This window comes from Vibrio sp. V09_P4A23P171 (genome assembly GCF_963875615.1).
GTDB classification, from domain to species: Bacteria; Pseudomonadota; Gammaproteobacteria; order Enterobacterales; family Vibrionaceae; genus Vibrio; species Vibrio anguillarum.
In genome coordinates, this window is sequence record NZ_CAWNMR010000002.1 from 42,314 (window position 1) to 60,184 (window position 17,871).

A 17,871-nucleotide genomic window follows, 5' to 3' on the forward strand; every position below is an offset into this window, starting at 1 on the left:
ACAATGAAGCTAGTACCGCTAAAGTCGGTACGATATGTGTGCTATCACACATCTGATAGCGAGGAAAATTAGAGAAACAATGAACGAAGATAACCCCCAGAATTCTGAAGGTCCGAGTAGAAAGTCCTTCTTTGAACGCCTAGGCCAATTATTTCAAGGTGATCCGAGAGATCGCCAAGAGCTTGTGGATGTGATCCGCGACTCTGAAATCAATGACCTTATCGACCATGACACAAGAGATATGCTTGAAGGTGTGATGGAGATTTCTGAGATGCGCGTGCGTGATATTATGATCCCACGCTCACAGATGGTCACTATCGATAAAAACGATGACTTGGATACCTTAATTGCGCTGATCACCGATGCTCAGCACTCACGTTATCCAGTGATCAGTGAAGATAAAGACCATGTTGAAGGCATTCTACTAGCGAAGGACTTACTCAAATATTTAGGTTCAGACAGTGCACCTTTTAACATTTTAGAAGTGATCCGACCGGCAGTCGTGGTACCAGAAAGTAAACGGGTTGATCGCTTATTGAAGGAGTTCCGAGAGGAGCGTTACCACATGGCGATCGTCGTGGATGAATTCGGTGGCGTGTCTGGCTTAGTGACCATTGAAGATATTTTGGAAGAGATCGTTGGCGACATTGAAGACGAGTTCGATGATGAAGAACAATTGGATATCCGTAAGCTCAGCAAACATACTTTTGCAGTTAAAGCGCTGACCACCATCGAAGAGTTTAACGAAACCTTTGGTACTAAGTTCAGCGATGAAGAAGTGGATACCGTAGGGGGATTGGTGATGACGGCCTTTGGCCACCTGCCAAGCCGTGGCGAAGTTGTAGAGATCGACAAATACAGCTTTAAAGTCACCGCAGCAGACAACCGCCGAGTGGTTCAACTGCAAGTCACTATTCCTGATCTTGAATCACTTCCAGTGATAGCAGAAGAGTGACATAACCCCATTCACATCAGCAGAATGAGATAGATGATTAAAGCACTTTTTCATCGCCTAATGCGGCCGCTTGCGGCCGCTTTTGTTGGCGCATTAACCCCACTCGCTTTTGCTCCTTATCAGTTTTGGCCGCTGGCCATACTCACCCCCATGTTGCTATTGTTGCTCATTAATCAGCAACCAGCTAAAAAAGCAGCGTGGATCGGTTACTGCTGGGGCTTAGGTTTTTTTGCTTTTGGCATCAGTTGGGTGCACGTCAGTATTGATACCTTTGGTGGTATGCCCAAAATTGCCAGCCTGTTCCTGATGTCATTACTGGTCGGTTATTTAGCCCTTTATTCTGGGCTTTTCGCTGGCTTACTCAACCGTTTTTTCCGTCATAACACCATCAGCCATTTTTTATTAGCCACCCCTGCGCTTTGGCTAATTACCGATTGGCTTCGAGGCTGGGTAATGACCGGCTTTCCTTGGTTATGGCTTGGTTATAGTCAAATTGATAGCCCGCTTGCCAGTTTCGCACCACTGGGAGGCGTTGAGCTGGTCACCTTCTTCACGCTCCTCTGTTCTAGCGCTCTAGCAATGACGTGGCTTAAGCGCTCTTGGATACTCGTGCTCATTCCTCTGACCATATTGGCGACGGGGTTTGGACTACGCAATTTCGATTGGGTCACTCCCGATCCCAGCACACAAACTCGCGTCGCACTGATTCAAGGTAATATTAAGCAAGCGGAAAAATGGCTTCCCAATCAGCGCTGGCCAACCATCATGGCCTACACCGATCTCAGTCGAGAAAACTGGGACGCAGATATTATCGTATGGCCAGAGGCAGCGATTCCCGCATTTGAATTCGAGATCCCTTCCTATTTGAGTAACTTAGATTCTGCGGCAAAAATGAACGACAGTGCGATTGTCACAGGCGTGCTCAACCAAAGCCCAGAGCGCTCTTTTTACAACAGCATTCTGGTACTTGGCACCAACCCTTATGGCGACTACCGTTATGACTCTGACGCTCGCTACCATAAGCATCATTTATTGCCATTTGGTGAGTTTGTGCCATTTGAAGATTGGCTCAGGCCCATCGCACCCTTTTTCAACTTGCCGATGTCTTCATTTAGCCGTGGTGACTATATTCAACCGAATCTGATTGCCAAGGGTAGACACCTAGCCGCGGCACTGTGCTATGAAATCATCTTCAATGAACAAGTCAGAGCGAATGTCACCGATGAAACAGATTTTATCTTAACCCTCTCTAACGATGCGTGGTTTGGGCATTCAAATGGCCCATTGCAACATATGGAGATTGCTCGGATGAGAGCTTTAGAGCTGGGTAAACCGCTCATTCGTTCAACCAACAATGGTGTCACCGCCGTGACGGATCACAAAGGTAAAATAACGCAGCAGATCCCACAATTTGAAACGGCCGTATTGAAAGCAACCATCACGTCGACCAAAGGAGAGACGCCGTATCACGCTGTCGGCACTTGGCCGCTCTACATCTGGGTGCTACTCAGTTTGATCGTCGGATGGACAAGACCTCACTCACCTCATTCTTAACCTCAAGAAGGCGCATTTCAGCGCCTTTTTGAGGTTTTCTATCAGCAACACTTAAGGTTTTAATGGCTGACGAGTAAAAGCCGTTTGCCCACATTGAATACAAGGCATAATTTCAGTTGGATGATTATACTGGGTTTTATGCCCACAATGGTCACACACTAACATCCCAAGGCCTATCATCTCCCCCGCTTGATACAAACCTTGTCGTTCTAAATCTTGAAACAATTCCACCCATTCCACTTTTGTTTTATCGGTGATGTCAAAAAGCCCCTGCCAAATTGAATTGGTAATCATCAATGAAAATGTGCTGCTTCTACTCTCTTCAAAACTATCCGCGAATTCTTTGAGATCCGCTTTTACATAGGCAGAAATAAGCGCCAATTCATCTTTGGTGAGATTATTGGCAGCATCAACAACCTTACCTGATGTCTGCAAAACTTGGGACATTTCATCAGGACTATGTTTGAGCGTTTCAATCACGTCATCCACAATCTCTTCGTAACTTGTTTTACGTTTTGGCATCACCCACCTCCATCAAACCAGATTGGCTATTGTTGTGTACCCCTGCTTTAGGTATTCTATGTCGATCTATTAGACTCTGTTCTAACCGAACTCACAAATTCCAAGATAACCGGATATCATCGATGCAAGAGCAATATAACCCGCAAGATATTGAACAAAAAGTTCAACAGCACTGGGATGACAACAAGACCTTTGTTGTAAGTGAAGACCCAAATAAAGAAAAATTCTACTGTCTTTCTATGTTCCCATACCCAAGTGGCCGACTGCACATGGGTCACGTGCGTAACTATACTATCGGTGATGTAGTCTCTCGTTTTCAACGTCTGCAAGGCAAGAACGTCATGCAACCCATTGGTTGGGACGCATTTGGCCTACCCGCTGAAAATGCGGCTGTAAAAAACAAAACGGCACCAGCGCCTTGGACCTACGAAAACATTCAGTACATGAAAAACCAGTTAAAACTGCTGGGTTTTGGCTACGATTGGAGCCGTGAATTCGCCACTTGCACGCCAGAATATTACCGCTGGGAACAAGAGTTCTTCACTAAGCTGTATCAAAAAGGCTTAGTCTACAAGAAAACCTCTTCCGTTAACTGGTGTCCAAACGACCAAACCGTTCTCGCTAACGAGCAAGTTGAAGATGGCTGCTGCTGGCGTTGTGATACACCAGTAGAACAAAAAGAGATCCCACAATGGTTTATTAAGATCACCGCGTACGCACAAGAACTGTTGGACGATTTAGAGAACTTAGAGGGTTGGCCTGAAATGGTCAAAACCATGCAGCGTAACTGGATTGGTCGCTCAGAAGGCGTAGAGCTCAAGTTTGGTGTCAACGGTCATTCAGATCTCGACGTCTATACCACTCGCCCTGATACCTTGATGGGTGTCACTTATGTGGGCATTGCGGCTGGTCATCCATTAGCGACCATTGCAGCGCAAAATAACCCTGCTTTAGCTTCTTTTATTGACGAATGTAAGAACACTAAAGTTGCAGAAGCTGAACTGGCGACCATGGAAAAGAAAGGCATGGATACAGGCTTAACGGCCATTCATCCTTTAAATGGTCGTGAAGTGCCTATTTATATCGCCAACTTTGTGCTGATGGATTACGGTACAGGCGCGGTGATGGCCGTACCTGCTCATGACCAACGTGATTTTGAGTTCGCCACCAAATATGGCCTAGACATCATTCCAGTCATCAAACCAGAAGATGGCTCTGAAGTCGATGTGTCTAGCGCTGCGTACACTGAAAAAGGAGTCCTGTTTGGTTCTGGCGAATTTGATGGTTTAGCCTTCCAAGCAGCATTTGATGCTATTGCAGCCAAGCTGGAGGCTGAAGGTAAAGGCAAGAAAACCGTTAATTTCCGTCTACGTGACTGGGGGGTTTCTCGCCAACGTTACTGGGGCGCGCCGATTCCTATGGTGACCACTGAAGATGGCCAAGTTCACCCAGTGCCAATTGATCAACTGCCCGTCATTCTACCAGAAGATGTTGTGATGGATGGTGTAACTAGCCCAATCAAAGCCGACAAAGAGTGGGCCAAAACCACCTTTAATGGCGAGCCTGCACTACGTGAAACCGATACCTTCGATACGTTTATGGAGTCGTCTTGGTATTACGCTCGTTACTGTTCACCACAAGCGGACGATATTTTAGACCCAGCGAAGGCAAACTACTGGTTACCAGTAGACCAATACATCGGTGGTATTGAGCATGCTTGTATGCACCTGCTCTACTCACGCTTCTTCCATAAGCTATTGCGTGATGCTGGCTATGTCACTTCTGATGAACCTTTCAAACAACTACTTTGCCAAGGCATGGTATTGGCAGATGCGTTCTACCACACGAACGAGAAAGGCACCAAAGAGTGGATAGCGCCAACTGACGTAAAAGTGGAACGCGACGGTAAAGGCCGCATCACTCAAGCCGTAGACAACCAAGGCCGCAACGTTGAGCACTCAGGCATGATCAAAATGTCTAAGTCGAAAAACAACGGTATCGACCCGCAAGAGATGGTTGATAAGTATGGCGCCGATACGGTTCGTCTATTCATGATGTTTGCCTCTCCGGCTGACATGACGCTTGAATGGCAAGAGTCTGGTGTAGAAGGTGCTAACCGCTTCCTAAAGCGCGTCTGGAAACTGGTTGCAGAACATAGCGCTAAAGGTGTGGCTGAAGCGGTAGATAGCGCCTCTCTGACTGGTGAACAAAAAGCGCTGCGTCGTGATGTGCATAAAACCATCGCCAAAGTGACTGACGATATTGCACGCCGCCAGACGTTCAATACCGCCATTGCTGCGATTATGGAGTTGATGAATAAACTCACTAAAGCGTCACAAGAATCCGTGCAAGATCGGGCCATTCTCGACGAGGCTTTAAAAGCGGTTGTCAGCATGCTTTACCCAATCACTCCTCATATCAGCTTTGAACTGTGGAATGCACTGGGTGAGAGTGATGTAGATAATACCGTGTGGCCGACCTACGACGAATCCGCCCTAGTGGAAGATGAAAAACTGATCGTCCTACAAGTTAACGGAAAACTTCGTGGTAAGCTGACCGTAGCCGCTGATGCAAGTAAAGATCAGGTTGAAGCACTCGGTTTAGCGGACGAGAACGTCATGAAATTTACGGATGGCTTAACCGTTCGTAAAGTTATCTATGTACCAGGTAAGTTACTGAACATCGTTGCGAACTAATATCGCAGCCTAATGTCGTAATAACTGGTTTATCAACAGGGTAGCTCGCTGCCCTGTTGATTTATCTTAGCGTTCTTACCCACAGAGCTATAGAGCGCTAAGATAAGTCACCTAAATATATGAGAACTTAACCCCAATGCGCCAAATTTCGTCTTACTCTCTGAAATTATCGTTAATTGTTATTATGAGCAGCCTACTCTCCGCTTGCGGCTTTCATCTTCGTGGCGATTACTCCGTTCCTGAAGAGCTCAATCGAGTCTCTGTCACCAGCTACGACCAATACAGTACCTTCACTCGTATGGTAAAAAATCAATTACGAATGAGTGACATTGAGATTGTTTCCCCCTCAGAGACGGTGCCAAACATCTATCTAATAAGCGAGAGTGTTGGTGAACGGACGCTTTCGCTTTATCAAAATACTCGTGCTGCTGAATTGGAATTGACGTTCAACGCCTCCTATAGCGTCACCCTACCTGAAGTGGGGATAAAAACGTTTTCAACCAGTGTGACTCGTAGCTATCTTGATAACCCATTAACTGCTCTCGCTAAATCGGTAGAGCGAGACATGATTGAAGATGAGATGCGCAAACTAGCCGCAACTCAAATTTTACGCCAAATGGCACGTCTAAAAGCCGATATTGCAGCGAATGAACATCAACTTGAACAACAAGAAAATGAACAGCAGCGAACAGACCAGCAGGCCTATGAGATAAACACCGTGGAAAGTGAACCGTCACAATTCACGGCTCCTGCGACAAACTAAAGGCGAGTAATGAGAATATTTGCTGACAAGCTGGCCGATCACTTAAACAAGCCCTTGATGGGGCTTTACTTACTGTTTGGCAACGAACCGCTATTGCTGCAAGAATCACGCGTGGCGATAGAGAAAAAAGCATTAGAACAAGGATTTGAAGAACGCCATCGTTTCAGTGCCGATGCCCATTTAAACTGGGATCAAGTCTATGACTGCTGCCAAGCTTTAAGTTTATTTTCCAGCAAAAAAATCATTGAAATTGAATTACCTGAAACGGGTGCAAATGCGGCAACAGCAAAAGAGCTCGTCGCCCTAGGTCAATCGCTTCATCCTGACGTACTACTTGTGATCATCGGTGAGAAATTGACCAAAGCACAAGAAAGCACTAAATGGTTTAAGACACTCTCAAGCCTAGGATGTTGGGTGAGTTGCTTAACCCCGGATATCAGCAAACTGCCACAATTTGTCATGATGCGCTGCCGCGCATTGGGGCTAAAACCTGATCAAGAAGCAGTGCAGATGCTGGCGCAATGGCATGAAGGCAATCTGTTCGCACTATCTCAAAGCTTAGAAAAACTCGCGCTACTCTATCCAGATGGCTTACTGACGCTGATCCGCTTAGAAGAGTCATTAAGCCGACATAACCACTTCACCGTCTTTCACTGGGTCGATGCGCTGCTCGAAGGGCAAGCGAATCGGTCACAACGTATTTTACGCCAGCTCATTACCGAAGGCACTGAGCCTGTGATTCTGATACGTAGCCTACAAAAAGAGCTGCTACTGCTGCTGCAAATGCATCAAGATTTAACCCAGATGCCGATTGGTTCAATCTTTGATAAGTACCGAATTTGGCAATCCAAGCGGCCTTGGTACGCGGCAAGCTTAAAAAGACTATCGAGAGATAAACTCAAACAGCTGATTGCATTACTCACCCAAGCCGAAAGAGTAACTAAAACTCAGTATGAAACCTCAACTTGGCCAATATTGCAGCAAATCAGTGTTGAATTTTGCTTGCCACAGTCCGTTGTATCAAAGTTGGCTTGAAGGCGTGTTATACTCCGCGCCATTTTGTCAGTAACCAGACCAATTTTAAAAGGAGATGACGCTTGCTACACAACGAATTGAAAGACTTTCTTGCCGATAAAGCCGACGATATGAAAGCCATTGATATCAAAACCTTAGATGTTAAGGGAAAATCTAGCATCACCGATTACATGATCATTTGCACAGGCACATCAAAACGACATGTAGCCTCGATTGCCGAACATGTCGCAACTGAAGTCAAAAAAGTGGGCATGGAACCACTGGGTATGGATGGCGAAAGTGAAGGTGAATGGGTCGTGCTAGACATGGGCAGCAGCATGTTGCATGTTATGCAAGAAGAGCACCGTGATCTGTACCAGCTTGAAAAACTTTGGAGTTAAGTTTTGAAAATTCAGTTGATTGCCGTTGGTACCAAAATGCCGAAATGGGTAGAAGAAGGCTTTCAAGAGTACCGCCGACGTTTTCCACACGATATGCCGCTTGAATTAGTGGAGATACAAGCGGGCAAACGTGGCAAAAATGCGGATATTGCAAGAATTTTGCAAAAAGAAGGCGAAGCTATGCTCGCGGCCGTGCCAAAAAGCAATCGAATTGTTACTCTCGATATTCCAGGTAAGCGTTGGGATACCGAACAACTAGCGGAACAACTTGAAAGTTGGAAGCTCGATGCCCGTGATGTATCAATTTTAATTGGTGGCCCTGAAGGGCTTTCTCCTGCATGCAAAGCCGCCGCAGAGCAGAGCTGGTCGCTTTCGCCGTTGACACTTCCTCACCCTTTGGTTCGAGTGGTCATGGCAGAGAGTTTGTACCGCGCTTGGAGTATTACGGCTAATCACCCTTATCACCGAGAATAACTATTCATGTTACGTAAGCGTAGCCAAATTCGTGACTACCAATCAGAAGCTCGGCTGTTTCGCAACCGAGCAATTGTCTCTTTTATTGCGATCATCATGCTGGTGGGCGTTCTGCTTACCAATTTGTACCATATTCAAATTAACCAATATCAAGATTACAAAACGCGATCCAACGATAACCGAATCAAAATCGTCCCGATTGCGCCTAATCGAGGGTTAATTTATGACCGCAATGGTGTGCTACTAGCGGAAAACCGCCCAGTATTCAACTTAGAGATCACACCTGAGCAAGTGCGCGATATGGATGATACGATCACGCGCTTACAGCAATACCTGACCATCTCACCAGAAAAAATTGCCACCTTTGAAAAAGAGCGTCGTCAGACACGCCGGTTTAATTCAGTGCCGCTTTTGACACAGTTAACACCAGAAGAAGTGGCCATTTTTTCGGTCAATCAGCACAAGTTTCCCGGTGTATCAGTAAGCGCAAGCTTAAAGCGCTACTACCCCTATGGTGAAGTTCTCACTCATGTTATCGGTTATGTATCCAGAATCAATGACCGAGATATGGAACGTCTAGAACGCGAAGAGCGCTCAGCCAATTACCAAGCCACTCGTGATATTGGCAAACTGGGGATTGAACGCTTTTATGAGGATGTGCTGCACGGTACGGCTGGCTACCAAGAAGTTGAGGTCAATAGCCGAGGACGCATCATTCGCACCTTAAAATACGTCCCTCCCGTGGCAGGGAAAGACATTGTATTAAGCTTGGACATTGATCTGCAGCTTTATGTGCACAAGTTGTTGGATGGCCGTCGAGGTTCAATTGTAGTGCTCGATCCAAAAGATAACGGTGTCCTTACCATGGCATCAAGTCCAAGCTACGATCCAAACCCATTCGTACATGGTATTTCTAGCGCCGCCTACAACGAACTTCTCAATGACCCAGACCGCCCGTTAGTCAATCGAGCGACACTTGGTATTTACCCTCCCGGCTCAACGATTAAACCTTTTATTGCCGTCGCTGCACTTCAAGAAGGGGTTATAACCCCAACAACAACACGTAATGATCCTGGTTATTGGGTGATACCAAACTCCAAAACGCGGCCCTTCCGAGACTGGTTGCGCTGGGGGCATGGTCGAGTGGACATTAATAAGGCGCTCGAAGAGTCTGTCGATACTTTCTTTTACCAAATCGCCTACGACTTGGGTATTGATCGTCTCTCTAGTTGGATGATGAAATTTGGCTTTGGTGACTATACAGGTTTAGACATTTACGAAGAAGGCAAAGCGAACATGCCAACGCGTGAGTGGAAAATGGCACGTCACCGAACCCCTTGGTATCAAGGTGATACGATTCCGGTCGGCATTGGCCAAGGGTATTGGACATCAACACCGATGCAAATTGCCAAAGCGACTTCCGTGCTGGTTAATCACGGCAAAGTGATTGCGCCGCATTTATTGCGTTCGACGCTCAAAAATGGTGAAGAGTTTAGCAGGCAAGAGCTTTCAGAATTAGAAACTTCGCCACCGATCGAAGGGGTGCCGAAACGCTATTGGGACATCGCAATCAATGGCATGCGTCTTGTAAACCACGGCAAAAAAGGAACCGCACGGCGCTCATTTACCAATATGAAATATGTCAGCGCTGGAAAATCTGGAACTGCGCAAGTGTTTGGCTTGGCAGAAAACCAAGTGTATAAGGCCGATGAATTAGCCGAACACCTCCGTGACCATGCCCTATTCACAGGCTTTGCGCCTGTAGATGACCCGCAGCTCATTGTCACTCTGGTACTCGAAAACGCAGGGGGAGGTTCTGGCAATGGTGGACCCGTTGTTAGGAAAATATTTGACCGCGCCATTCTAGGTAAAGAGGCTGAAAAATAATGGAACTGGATCCTTCAACAGGACAAAATCGAGCGCTTTTTGAGCGCTTGCACATCGACTTGCCATTACTGCTGGGTATTTTGTTATTGATGGGGTTTGGGCTGGTCGTGATGTACAGCGCCAGCGGTCAGAGCTTAACTATGATGGATCGCCAAGCCATGCGCATGGTACTGGCTCTCGGTGTGATGATCTTTCTTGCTCAAATTTCCCCAAGAACTTATGAGTCTCTTGCACCCTTTATGTTTTTCTGTGGCGTACTGTTGTTGCTCGGCGTGCTGTTTTTTGGCGAATCGTCCAAGGGAGCTCAGCGCTGGTTAAATTTAGGCTTTGTTCGTTTTCAGCCCTCAGAATTGCTTAAACTCGCAGTGCCTCTCATGGTCGCTCGCTACATAGGGAAACGTTCTCTTCCACCCACCTTTAAAACCCTAGTCGTTTCGCTGTTAATGGTGTTTATCCCTACCGTACTAATCGCGAAGCAGCCCGATCTTGGCACTTCAATATTGATTGCAGCCTCCGGCATTTTTGTCATTTTCTTATCTGGAATAAGCTGGCGAATCATTTTTTCTGCCGCCGTGGCTTTGGGTGGCTTCATACCTGTGCTTTGGTTCTTTCTGATGCGTGAATATCAAAAAACCCGAGTCAGAACACTTTTCAATCCGGAATCCGATCCTCTCGGTGCAGGTTATCATATCATTCAGAGTAAAATAGCCATTGGGTCTGGAGGGTTGTCAGGAAAAGGATGGCTACACGGCACACAGTCGCAACTTGAATTCTTACCTGAGCGGCACACCGACTTCATTTTTGCCGTCATTGCTGAAGAGTGGGGCATGATTGGCATCTTGTGTTTACTCACTATTTATCTTTTTATCATCGGACGTGGTCTATACCTCGCGAGCAACGCACAAACGGCTTTCGGCCGAATGATGGCTGGAAGTATTGTACTCAGCTTCTTTGTGTACGTTTTTGTAAATATAGGTATGGTCAGTGGTATTTTACCCGTGGTTGGTGTTCCCTTGGCTCTCATCAGCTATGGTGGCACATCCATGGTCACTCTCATGGCTGGCTTTGGCATACTGATGTCTATCCACACTCACCGAAAAGCATTTTCTAAGGCAACCTAAGCATGAGAAACTCCCTATTTATCTTTATATTAACGAGTCTATTTCTCATCGGTTGTAGCTCTTCAAGCCGCTATTCAATAACAGACGACGTGGCCCCTAACACGCCACTCTCGGTTGAGCATATTGAAGATGCACATCCGCAATACGAACCCTATAGTTTGGGCGGCAACAAGAATTACACTTTGAGAGGCATAAACTACACCATTGTCAAAGAGGCCAAAGGATTTACAGAGAAAGGCCAAGCCTCGTGGTATGGAAAAAAGTTTCATGGACATCTGACATCCAACGGTGAAATCTACGACATGTATTCGATGACGGCCGCCCATAAAACGTTGCCGTTACCCAGCTACGTTAAAGTAACGAATTTAGATAACAAAAAAACCGCGATCGTTCGGGTAAACGATCGCGGTCCCTTTCATGAGGGACGAATTATTGATTTAAGCTACGCTGCCGCTTACAAATTAGGTGTAGTTCAAACCGGGACTGCGAATGTGGCTATCGAAGTCATCACCATCGATAAACCCATCATGACGTCACCACAGAAAAAGAAGGTTCAATATCTCATCCAAGTTGCCTCTGCAAAATCAGAGCAAAGAATACGAACTTTATCCGAACAATTGAGTCAAACATTGACGGTTGAAAGCTTTGTAGACAGTGTGAATGGCAGTCATCGCGTATTTTTAGGGCCATTTAATGACGATGCCCTGACTCAACAAACGCTAGAAAAAGTTAAATTACTCGGTTACGAGACCGCCTTCATCAAAGCGCAACCCGTCACTCAGTGACTTATCAAATCCAGTGATCTTGATTCAAGCTCTGGTTTGATAGGTCGTTTCTGTTAAGATATGGACAGTTAATAAGATAATTTGCATTCCTCATGAAAAAACACACATTCTTAAAACCGATTCTAGCGTCTTCTATTGCGCTTTCTGCAACCTTTACTAGCTCAGTATTTTCTGCGCCTATCGTGATACCTGATGCTCCTCAAATTGCCGCTAAAGGCTATGTGTTGATGGACTACCATTCAGGTAAAGTGCTGGCAGAAAAAGAGATGAACACCAAACTTTCACCTGCAAGTTTGACGAAAATGATGACCAGCTACGTGATTGGCCAAGAACTTAAACGTGGCAATATCTCTCCACAAGATAAAGTGGTGGTCAGTAAAAATGCGTGGGCTAAAAACTTCCCTGACTCTTCTAAAATGTTTATTGAAGTCGGCACCACCGTTACCGTAGAAGAACTGAACAAAGGTATCATCATTCAGTCTGGTAATGACGCTTGCGTGGCGATGGCTGAACACATTGCTGGCTCAGAAGACGCTTTTGTTGACCTAATGAATGCGTGGGCAAGTTCACTAAAAATGAGCAATACGCACTTTGCTAACGTACACGGTCTAGATAACCCAAATCTCTATTCAACTCCATATGACATGGCGCTACTAGGTCAAGCGTTGATTCGTGATGTACCAAACGAGTACCGTATTTATTCAGAGCAGAAATATACCTATAACGGGATTACCCAGTACAACCGAAATGGTTTGCTGTGGGATAAAAGTATGAACGTAGATGGTATTAAAACCGGTCATACGAGTAATGCTGGGTACAGTTTAGTTAGCTCTGCAACGGAAGGGAAAATGCGCCTCGTTGCTGTGGTTATGGGTACCAAAGATGAAAATGCTCGTAAATCAGAAAGTAAAAAACTTCTGAGCTATGGCTTTAGATTCTTCGAAACCGTTGCGCCACACAAAGCAGGTGAAACATTCGTCGAAGAAAAAATCTGGATGGGTGACAAGGATAAAGTGGCGCTTGGTGTCAATGAAGATACTTACGTTACACTCCCTCGCGGTCAAGTGAAGGATCTCAGCGCAAGCTTTGTTCTTGAAAAAGAGCTCAGAGCGCCAATAAGCCAAGGTGATGTGGTCGGTAAGCTTTACTACCAGCTTGATGGCAAAGACGTGGCTGAATACCCTCTTTTGGCATTAGAGAATGTTGATGAAGGCAGCATATTTAGCCGTCTTTGGGACTACATTATATTACTTTTCAAAGGGTTATTCTGATATCCCTTGTAGAAGATAAAACAAAGCCGCCTTACCGCGGCTTTGTGATTATTGAGTTCCATCAACATTCGCTGTAGTATTCTCCACCGCTAATCGAATTATCAACGGGAGTTTCCATTATGCTGACTATCAACTCTGATGCAAAACTCAAAGACTTACTCGAGTTTCCTTGTTCATTTACCTACAAGGTGATGGGCCACGCAAAGCCCGAACTTCCAGAGAAGGTTCTTGAAGTTATCCAACGTCACGCTCCAGGTGATTACAGCCCACGAGTTAAACCCAGTGCAAAAGGGACTTACCACTCCTTATCGATTAACATTACCGCCACCTCTATCGAACAAGTTGAAATACTGTACAAAGAGCTAGGCGAGATCGATATCGTACGTATGGTTCTGTAGTCCAAAAACCGTGATTGAGATGCCTAGCCTCTCATTTTTTGATTTATTCAATTTTTTTTGAAAGCAGCTTAGGCTGCTTTTTTAATATAAATCATATAGCTAGCATATACCCCATCACACTAAGGACAAATTTATCGTCCTCATTAGTAGTCCATTCGCTGGAAGAAGTTTATAATCCAAAAACTTTATTTATACGGTAGATGAGTCACGCTGATGTTAAATTCGCTTGTTGTAAAACGTCTGGGGCGCCAAGAATACCTTCCTGTATGGGAAGCTATGCATGAATTTACCGATACAAGAACCGAAAGCACACCGGATCAGATTTGGCTTGTCGAACATCAACCAGTTTTTACCCAAGGCCAAGCAGGTAAAGCTGAGCATCTTCTCAATACTGGCGATATTCCAGTGGTACAAAGTGACCGAGGCGGCCAAGTTACCTACCATGGTCCAGGCCAACTGGTGGCTTATTTCTTGATCGATTTGCGCCGCAAAAAATTAGGTGTAAGAGAGTTAGTGACCAAAATTGAACAGATCGTGATCAATACCTTGCAAGCATACCGTATTGACTCAGCCGCAAGACCGGATGCCCCTGGTGTCTATGTCAAAGGGAAAAAAATCTGCTCTCTTGGGTTACGGATCCGTAAAGGTTGTTCGTTTCATGGTTTAGCGCTAAACGTCAACATGGATCTCTCCCCTTTCCTACGCATTAACCCTTGTGGCTATCAGGGTTTAGAAATGGCCCAAGTCAGTGAACTGGGCGGCCCGACAGAACTACAAACCGTAGAAAAAGAACTTATAATAGAACTCGTTAACATATTGGCTTACGAGCAAGTAGAATTCAGCACAGAAGCACCTCTTCAAAGGTAAAAAGCATGAGCAAACCGATCCAAATGGAAAAAGGCGTTAAATACCGCGACGCTGATAAGATGGCATTAATTCCTGTAAAAAATATGCCAGCCGCCGAACAAAAAGAAGTTTTGCGTAAGCCCGAGTGGATGAAAATTAAGCTGCCGAGTGATAGCCAACGCATCCAAGAGATCAAATCGGCAATGCGTAAAAATAATCTCCATTCGGTGTGTGAAGAAGCGTCTTGCCCTAACCTAGCAGAATGCTTTAACCACGGAACCGCCACCTTTATGATTTTAGGCGCCATCTGTACAAGACGGTGCCCATTTTGTGACGTTGCTCATGGACGGCCAAATGCCCCAGAGACAAACGAACCACAAAAACTGGCGCAAACCATTAAGGATATGAAGTTGAAATACGTGGTTATCACCTCAGTTGACCGTGATGACCTACGTGATGGTGGTGCCCAACATTTTGCCGACTGTAACCGTGAAATTCGAGCATTAAACCCAGAGATCCGTATCGAAACGTTAGTACCGGATTTTCGTGGCCGAATGGATATCGCCCTTGAACTACTCAAAGATAACCCACCGGATGTGTTTAACCACAACTTAGAAACCGCGCCACGCCTATATCGTAAGGCGCGTCCTGGGGCAAACTATAAATGGTCACTGGAACTGTTGAAGAAATTCAAGCAACAACATCCAAGTATCCCTACCAAATCAGGCATCATGATGGGGCTTGGTGAAACAAAAGAAGAGATCGTGGAAGTATTGAAAGATCTTCGAGCTCACGACGTCACAATGCTTACTCTTGGCCAATATTTAGCACCGAGTCGCCATCACCTGCCAGTTGAACGCTACGTTCCACCGTCTGAATTTGACGAACTTAAAGAGATCGCACTAGAGCTTGGATTTACTCACGCCGCCTGTGGTCCGTTCGTACGTTCCTCCTATCATGCGGATATGCAAGCCAAAGGGCTAGAAGTGAAATAACCACACAGAACAAGTTCAATCAAGCCGATGTTCACTCATCGGTTTTTGAGACTCTGCTCGGTTAATGATTGAAGCTTGAATATTGATTCTATGTTCTATAGGCTAACGACATAGAAAATAGATAACAAAGCTAGGGATTTATTAATATGAAAACGATCAGTACATTAGCACTTGTTACAGCCACTTTAATGGCCGGTTGTGCGTCTAATACTCAGCAAGATAACTATCGTGAAGCCTCCTTTGAGCTTTGTAATACTGAAGTCAACATTTACTCTGTGAGTGATGATGGCCGCGTTCGTATTGTCTGCGCTGACGGCTCTAAGTTTGCCTTAAATAGCGAAAAGACACTTGATACTATGCGCAATATTAATATTGAGTATTGTGATGGTGAAGGTTTAGGCAAATTTAACGAGAGCACTAAATATTACTCTTTTCAATGTAAGTCAGGCACATTGCTCAGCATTGCAAAATAGTTCTGCAGAGCACATTCAACAGCGAGAGGCCACTCTTCTTATTGGTGCTCAATAAAATAAATAATGACCAAATAAAAAAGCTCCTGAATATTAGGAGCTTTTATTTTATTGTGCGTAAAACTACGCGTATACAGGCAAACGCTTACAAATTTCTAACACTTTTGCCTTCGTTGCTTGAATCACAGATTCATCACCCATGTTGTCCAAAATATCACACATCCATCCAGCTAGTGCTTTCGCATCAGCTTCAGTAAAACCACGGCGAGTAATTGATGGAGAACCCACGCGGATGCCAGAGGTGACAAATGGGCTACGCGGATCATTCGGTACAGAGTTTTTGTTCACTGTAATGTTAGCCGCACCCAATGCCGCATCAGCATCTTTACCTGTAATATTTTTATCGATCAAATCGACAAGGAACAGGTGATTTTCTGTGGAACCTGAAACAATGTTGTAACCACGAGCCAAAAACTCGGCCACCATCGCTTTCGCATTGGCGACTACGCGTTTTTGATACTCTTTGAACTCTGGTTCTAGAGCTTCTTTGAACGCAACCGCTTTACCTGCGATAACGTGCATTAAAGGACCACCTTGACCACCAGGGAATACGGCTGAGTTAAGCTTCTTATATAAGTCTTCACCTGCATTCGAAAGAATAAGCCCACCACGAGGACCTGCCAGTGTTTTGTGGGTAGTGGTCGTCACTACGTGGGCATGAGGAACTGGGTTAGGGTAAACACCCGCCGCAATCAAACCAGCTACATGCGCCATATCAACGAACAAGTAAGCGCCCACTTTATCAGCAATTTCACGCATTCTTTTCCAGTCGCAAACTTGTGAATAAGCAGAGAAGCCACCGATGATCATTTTTGGCTGATGCTCAACCGCTAATGCTTCCATCTCTTCGTAGTTAATTTGACCTTTTGCATCAATGCCATAAGGAATGATGTTGTACAGCTTACCAGAAAAGTTGACAGGAGAACCGTGAGTCAAATGGCCACCGTGTGCCAAGCTCATTCCTAATACGGTATCACCTGCGTTAAGCAAAGCCATATAAACCGCGTTGTTTGCTTGTGAGCCTGAATGCGGCTGCACGTTCGCATAGTCTGCACCAAACAGTTCACACGCACGTTCAATCGCCAGTGTTTCTACTTTATCGACAAACTCACAACCACCGTAATAGCGTTTACCTGGGTAACCTTCAGCGTATTTATTGGTGAGCTGTGAACCTTGCGCTTCCATTACACGTGGACTTGTGTAGTTTTCCGAAGCGATAAGTTCAATGTGTTCTTCCTGACGAAGAGTCTCTTCTTGAATAGCTGCGAACAGGTCCGCATCGTAATCTGCGATGTTCATATCACGCTTAAGCATCTGTATCTCCTGACTCAGATTTTACTGAAAGTTTCAAAAAAACCACACAACGACCAAAAGCAAACGTTTTCGTCACCGTAATATGGCGCACATTCTACATAATTTGATCTGGGTCATAAAGAACAAATTACAGAAATTATCATGCAGTTTTTTCATAATGGATAGTGAGGTAACTCATGCTAAACAGTAAGTTGGATAATGATGAGTTAGTATGTCAACCATTCTGCTTTACACCTTGTAAAGCTGCAATTACATAGGTTTACCTCAATTTTCACTCTCTATCTACCGAAAATATTACTTTTTCTTTACTATGCTCGCCATTCTTAGCTATTAAAATTATTTATC

At 45.2% G+C, this 17,871-nt stretch carries 17 protein-coding genes; 15 read left to right on the forward strand and 2 right to left on the reverse strand.

Annotated elements, in window-relative coordinates; all coding sequences use genetic code 11:
* The first annotated feature begins 79 nt into the window (after positions 1–79).
* Entirely contained in the window at positions 80–955 is an 876-nt protein-coding gene (gene corC, locus AACT23_RS00820) for a CNNM family magnesium/cobalt transport protein CorC (RefSeq protein ID WP_010317353.1), read from the forward strand.
* 33 nt (positions 956–988) lie between these two features.
* Entirely contained in the window at positions 989–2,509 is a 1,521-nt protein-coding gene (lnt, locus tag AACT23_RS00825) for an apolipoprotein N-acyltransferase (protein ID WP_094127306.1), read from the forward strand.
* A 51-nt stretch (positions 2,510–2,560) separates the two neighbouring features.
* Here the strand turns inward: lnt and AACT23_RS00830 are convergent, their stop codons facing one another.
* Entirely contained in the window at positions 2,561–3,031 is a 471-nt protein-coding gene (locus AACT23_RS00830) for a zinc ribbon-containing protein (RefSeq protein WP_176428629.1), read from the reverse strand.
* A 122-nt stretch (positions 3,032–3,153) separates the two neighbouring features.
* Between AACT23_RS00830 and leuS the strand changes: the two genes are divergently transcribed.
* The 13 genes from leuS (at position 3,154) to AACT23_RS00895 (ending at position 16,155) form a co-directional block, all read left to right on the forward strand.
* The gene (gene leuS / locus AACT23_RS00835; RefSeq protein ID WP_094127310.1) at positions 3,154–5,727 is read left to right on the forward strand and encodes a leucine--tRNA ligase; all 2,574 of its coding nucleotides are present in this window, start codon (positions 3,154–3,156) and stop codon (positions 5,725–5,727) included.
* 136 nt (positions 5,728–5,863) lie between these two features.
* Positions 5,864–6,490 carry an LPS-assembly lipoprotein LptE gene (locus tag AACT23_RS00840; protein ID WP_064624756.1) on the forward strand — a complete coding sequence of 209 codons (627 nt, stop codon included), beginning with the start codon at positions 5,864–5,866 and terminating at the stop codon, positions 6,488–6,490.
* A gap of 9 nt (positions 6,491–6,499) precedes the next feature.
* Complete coding sequence (gene holA / locus AACT23_RS00845) at positions 6,500–7,525, forward strand: DNA polymerase III subunit delta (RefSeq protein WP_013857334.1); 1,026 nt, start codon at positions 6,500–6,502, stop codon at positions 7,523–7,525.
* 62 nt (positions 7,526–7,587) lie between these two features.
* A complete protein-coding gene (gene rsfS, locus AACT23_RS00850; protein WP_094123708.1) occupies positions 7,588–7,905 on the forward strand; it encodes a ribosome silencing factor in 318 nt (105 codons plus the stop codon).
* Positions 7,906–7,908: 3 nt separating this feature from the next.
* The gene (gene rlmH / locus AACT23_RS00855) at positions 7,909–8,379 is read left to right on the forward strand and encodes a 23S rRNA (pseudouridine(1915)-N(3))-methyltransferase RlmH (protein WP_013857336.1); all 471 of its coding nucleotides are present in this window, start codon (positions 7,909–7,911) and stop codon (positions 8,377–8,379) included.
* A gap of 6 nt (positions 8,380–8,385) precedes the next feature.
* Positions 8,386–10,266 (forward strand): penicillin-binding protein 2, encoded by a 1,881-nt coding sequence (gene mrdA, locus AACT23_RS00860; RefSeq protein WP_013857337.1) that lies wholly within the window; start codon positions 8,386–8,388, stop codon positions 10,264–10,266.
* Positions 10,266–11,387 (forward strand): rod shape-determining protein RodA, encoded by a 1,122-nt coding sequence (rodA, locus tag AACT23_RS00865; protein ID WP_094127312.1) that lies wholly within the window; start codon positions 10,266–10,268, stop codon positions 11,385–11,387. The genes mrdA and rodA overlap by 1 nt, the downstream gene beginning before the upstream one ends.
* A gap of 2 nt (positions 11,388–11,389) precedes the next feature.
* Positions 11,390–12,172: a septal ring lytic transglycosylase RlpA family protein gene (locus AACT23_RS00870; protein ID WP_094127314.1), complete on the forward strand. Its 783-nt coding sequence runs from the start codon at positions 11,390–11,392 to the stop codon at positions 12,170–12,172.
* 92 nt (positions 12,173–12,264) lie between these two features.
* On the forward strand, positions 12,265–13,443 hold the full coding sequence (locus AACT23_RS00875) for a serine hydrolase (RefSeq protein ID WP_094127316.1): 1,179 nt from the start codon (positions 12,265–12,267) through the stop codon (positions 13,441–13,443).
* 119 nt (positions 13,444–13,562) lie between these two features.
* Positions 13,563–13,841, forward strand: coding sequence for a DUF493 family protein YbeD (gene ybeD / locus AACT23_RS00880; protein WP_010317329.1), 279 nt, complete (start codon positions 13,563–13,565; stop codon positions 13,839–13,841).
* A gap of 213 nt (positions 13,842–14,054) precedes the next feature.
* Positions 14,055–14,708, forward strand: coding sequence for a lipoyl(octanoyl) transferase LipB (gene lipB, locus AACT23_RS00885; protein WP_094127318.1), 654 nt, complete (start codon positions 14,055–14,057; stop codon positions 14,706–14,708).
* A 5-nt stretch (positions 14,709–14,713) separates the two neighbouring features.
* Positions 14,714–15,682 (forward strand): lipoyl synthase, encoded by a 969-nt coding sequence (gene lipA / locus AACT23_RS00890; protein WP_013857343.1) that lies wholly within the window; start codon positions 14,714–14,716, stop codon positions 15,680–15,682.
* A gap of 146 nt (positions 15,683–15,828) precedes the next feature.
* Positions 15,829–16,155 carry a hypothetical protein gene (locus tag AACT23_RS00895; protein WP_013857344.1) on the forward strand — a complete coding sequence of 109 codons (327 nt, stop codon included), beginning with the start codon at positions 15,829–15,831 and terminating at the stop codon, positions 16,153–16,155.
* Positions 16,156–16,275: 120 nt separating this feature from the next.
* On the opposite strand, the gene glyA is transcribed toward AACT23_RS00895, so the two are convergent.
* Positions 16,276–17,526: a serine hydroxymethyltransferase gene (glyA, locus tag AACT23_RS00900; protein ID WP_013857345.1), complete on the reverse strand. Its 1,251-nt coding sequence runs from the start codon at positions 17,524–17,526 to the stop codon at positions 16,276–16,278.
* Positions 17,527–17,871: the final 345 nt, after the last annotated feature.

Coding starts and splice junctions, on each gene's coding strand:
- AACT23_RS00895 (WP_013857344.1), top strand. CDS start 15,829: ATGAAAACGATCAGTACATTAGCACTTGTTACAGCCACTTTAATGGCC.
- lipB (WP_094127318.1), top strand. CDS start 14,055: ATGTTAAATTCGCTTGTTGTAAAACGTCTGGGGCGCCAAGAATACCTT.
- glyA (WP_013857345.1), bottom strand. CDS start 17,526: ATGCTTAAGCGTGATATGAACATCGCAGATTACGATGCGGACCTGTTC.
- ybeD (WP_010317329.1), top strand. CDS start 13,563: ATGCTGACTATCAACTCTGATGCAAAACTCAAAGACTTACTCGAGTTT.
- AACT23_RS00840 (WP_064624756.1), top strand. CDS start 5,864: ATGCGCCAAATTTCGTCTTACTCTCTGAAATTATCGTTAATTGTTATT.
- mrdA (WP_013857337.1), top strand. CDS start 8,386: ATGTTACGTAAGCGTAGCCAAATTCGTGACTACCAATCAGAAGCTCGG.
- holA (WP_013857334.1), top strand. CDS start 6,500: ATGAGAATATTTGCTGACAAGCTGGCCGATCACTTAAACAAGCCCTTG.
- leuS (WP_094127310.1), top strand. CDS start 3,154: ATGCAAGAGCAATATAACCCGCAAGATATTGAACAAAAAGTTCAACAG.
- AACT23_RS00830 (WP_176428629.1), bottom strand. CDS start 3,031: ATGCCAAAACGTAAAACAAGTTACGAAGAGATTGTGGATGACGTGATT.
- corC (WP_010317353.1), top strand. CDS start 80: ATGAACGAAGATAACCCCCAGAATTCTGAAGGTCCGAGTAGAAAGTCC.
- AACT23_RS00870 (WP_094127314.1), top strand. CDS start 11,390: ATGAGAAACTCCCTATTTATCTTTATATTAACGAGTCTATTTCTCATC.
- lipA (WP_013857343.1), top strand. CDS start 14,714: ATGAGCAAACCGATCCAAATGGAAAAAGGCGTTAAATACCGCGACGCT.
- lnt (WP_094127306.1), top strand. CDS start 989: ATGATTAAAGCACTTTTTCATCGCCTAATGCGGCCGCTTGCGGCCGCT.
- rodA (WP_094127312.1), top strand. CDS start 10,266: ATGGAACTGGATCCTTCAACAGGACAAAATCGAGCGCTTTTTGAGCGC.
- AACT23_RS00875 (WP_094127316.1), top strand. CDS start 12,265: ATGAAAAAACACACATTCTTAAAACCGATTCTAGCGTCTTCTATTGCG.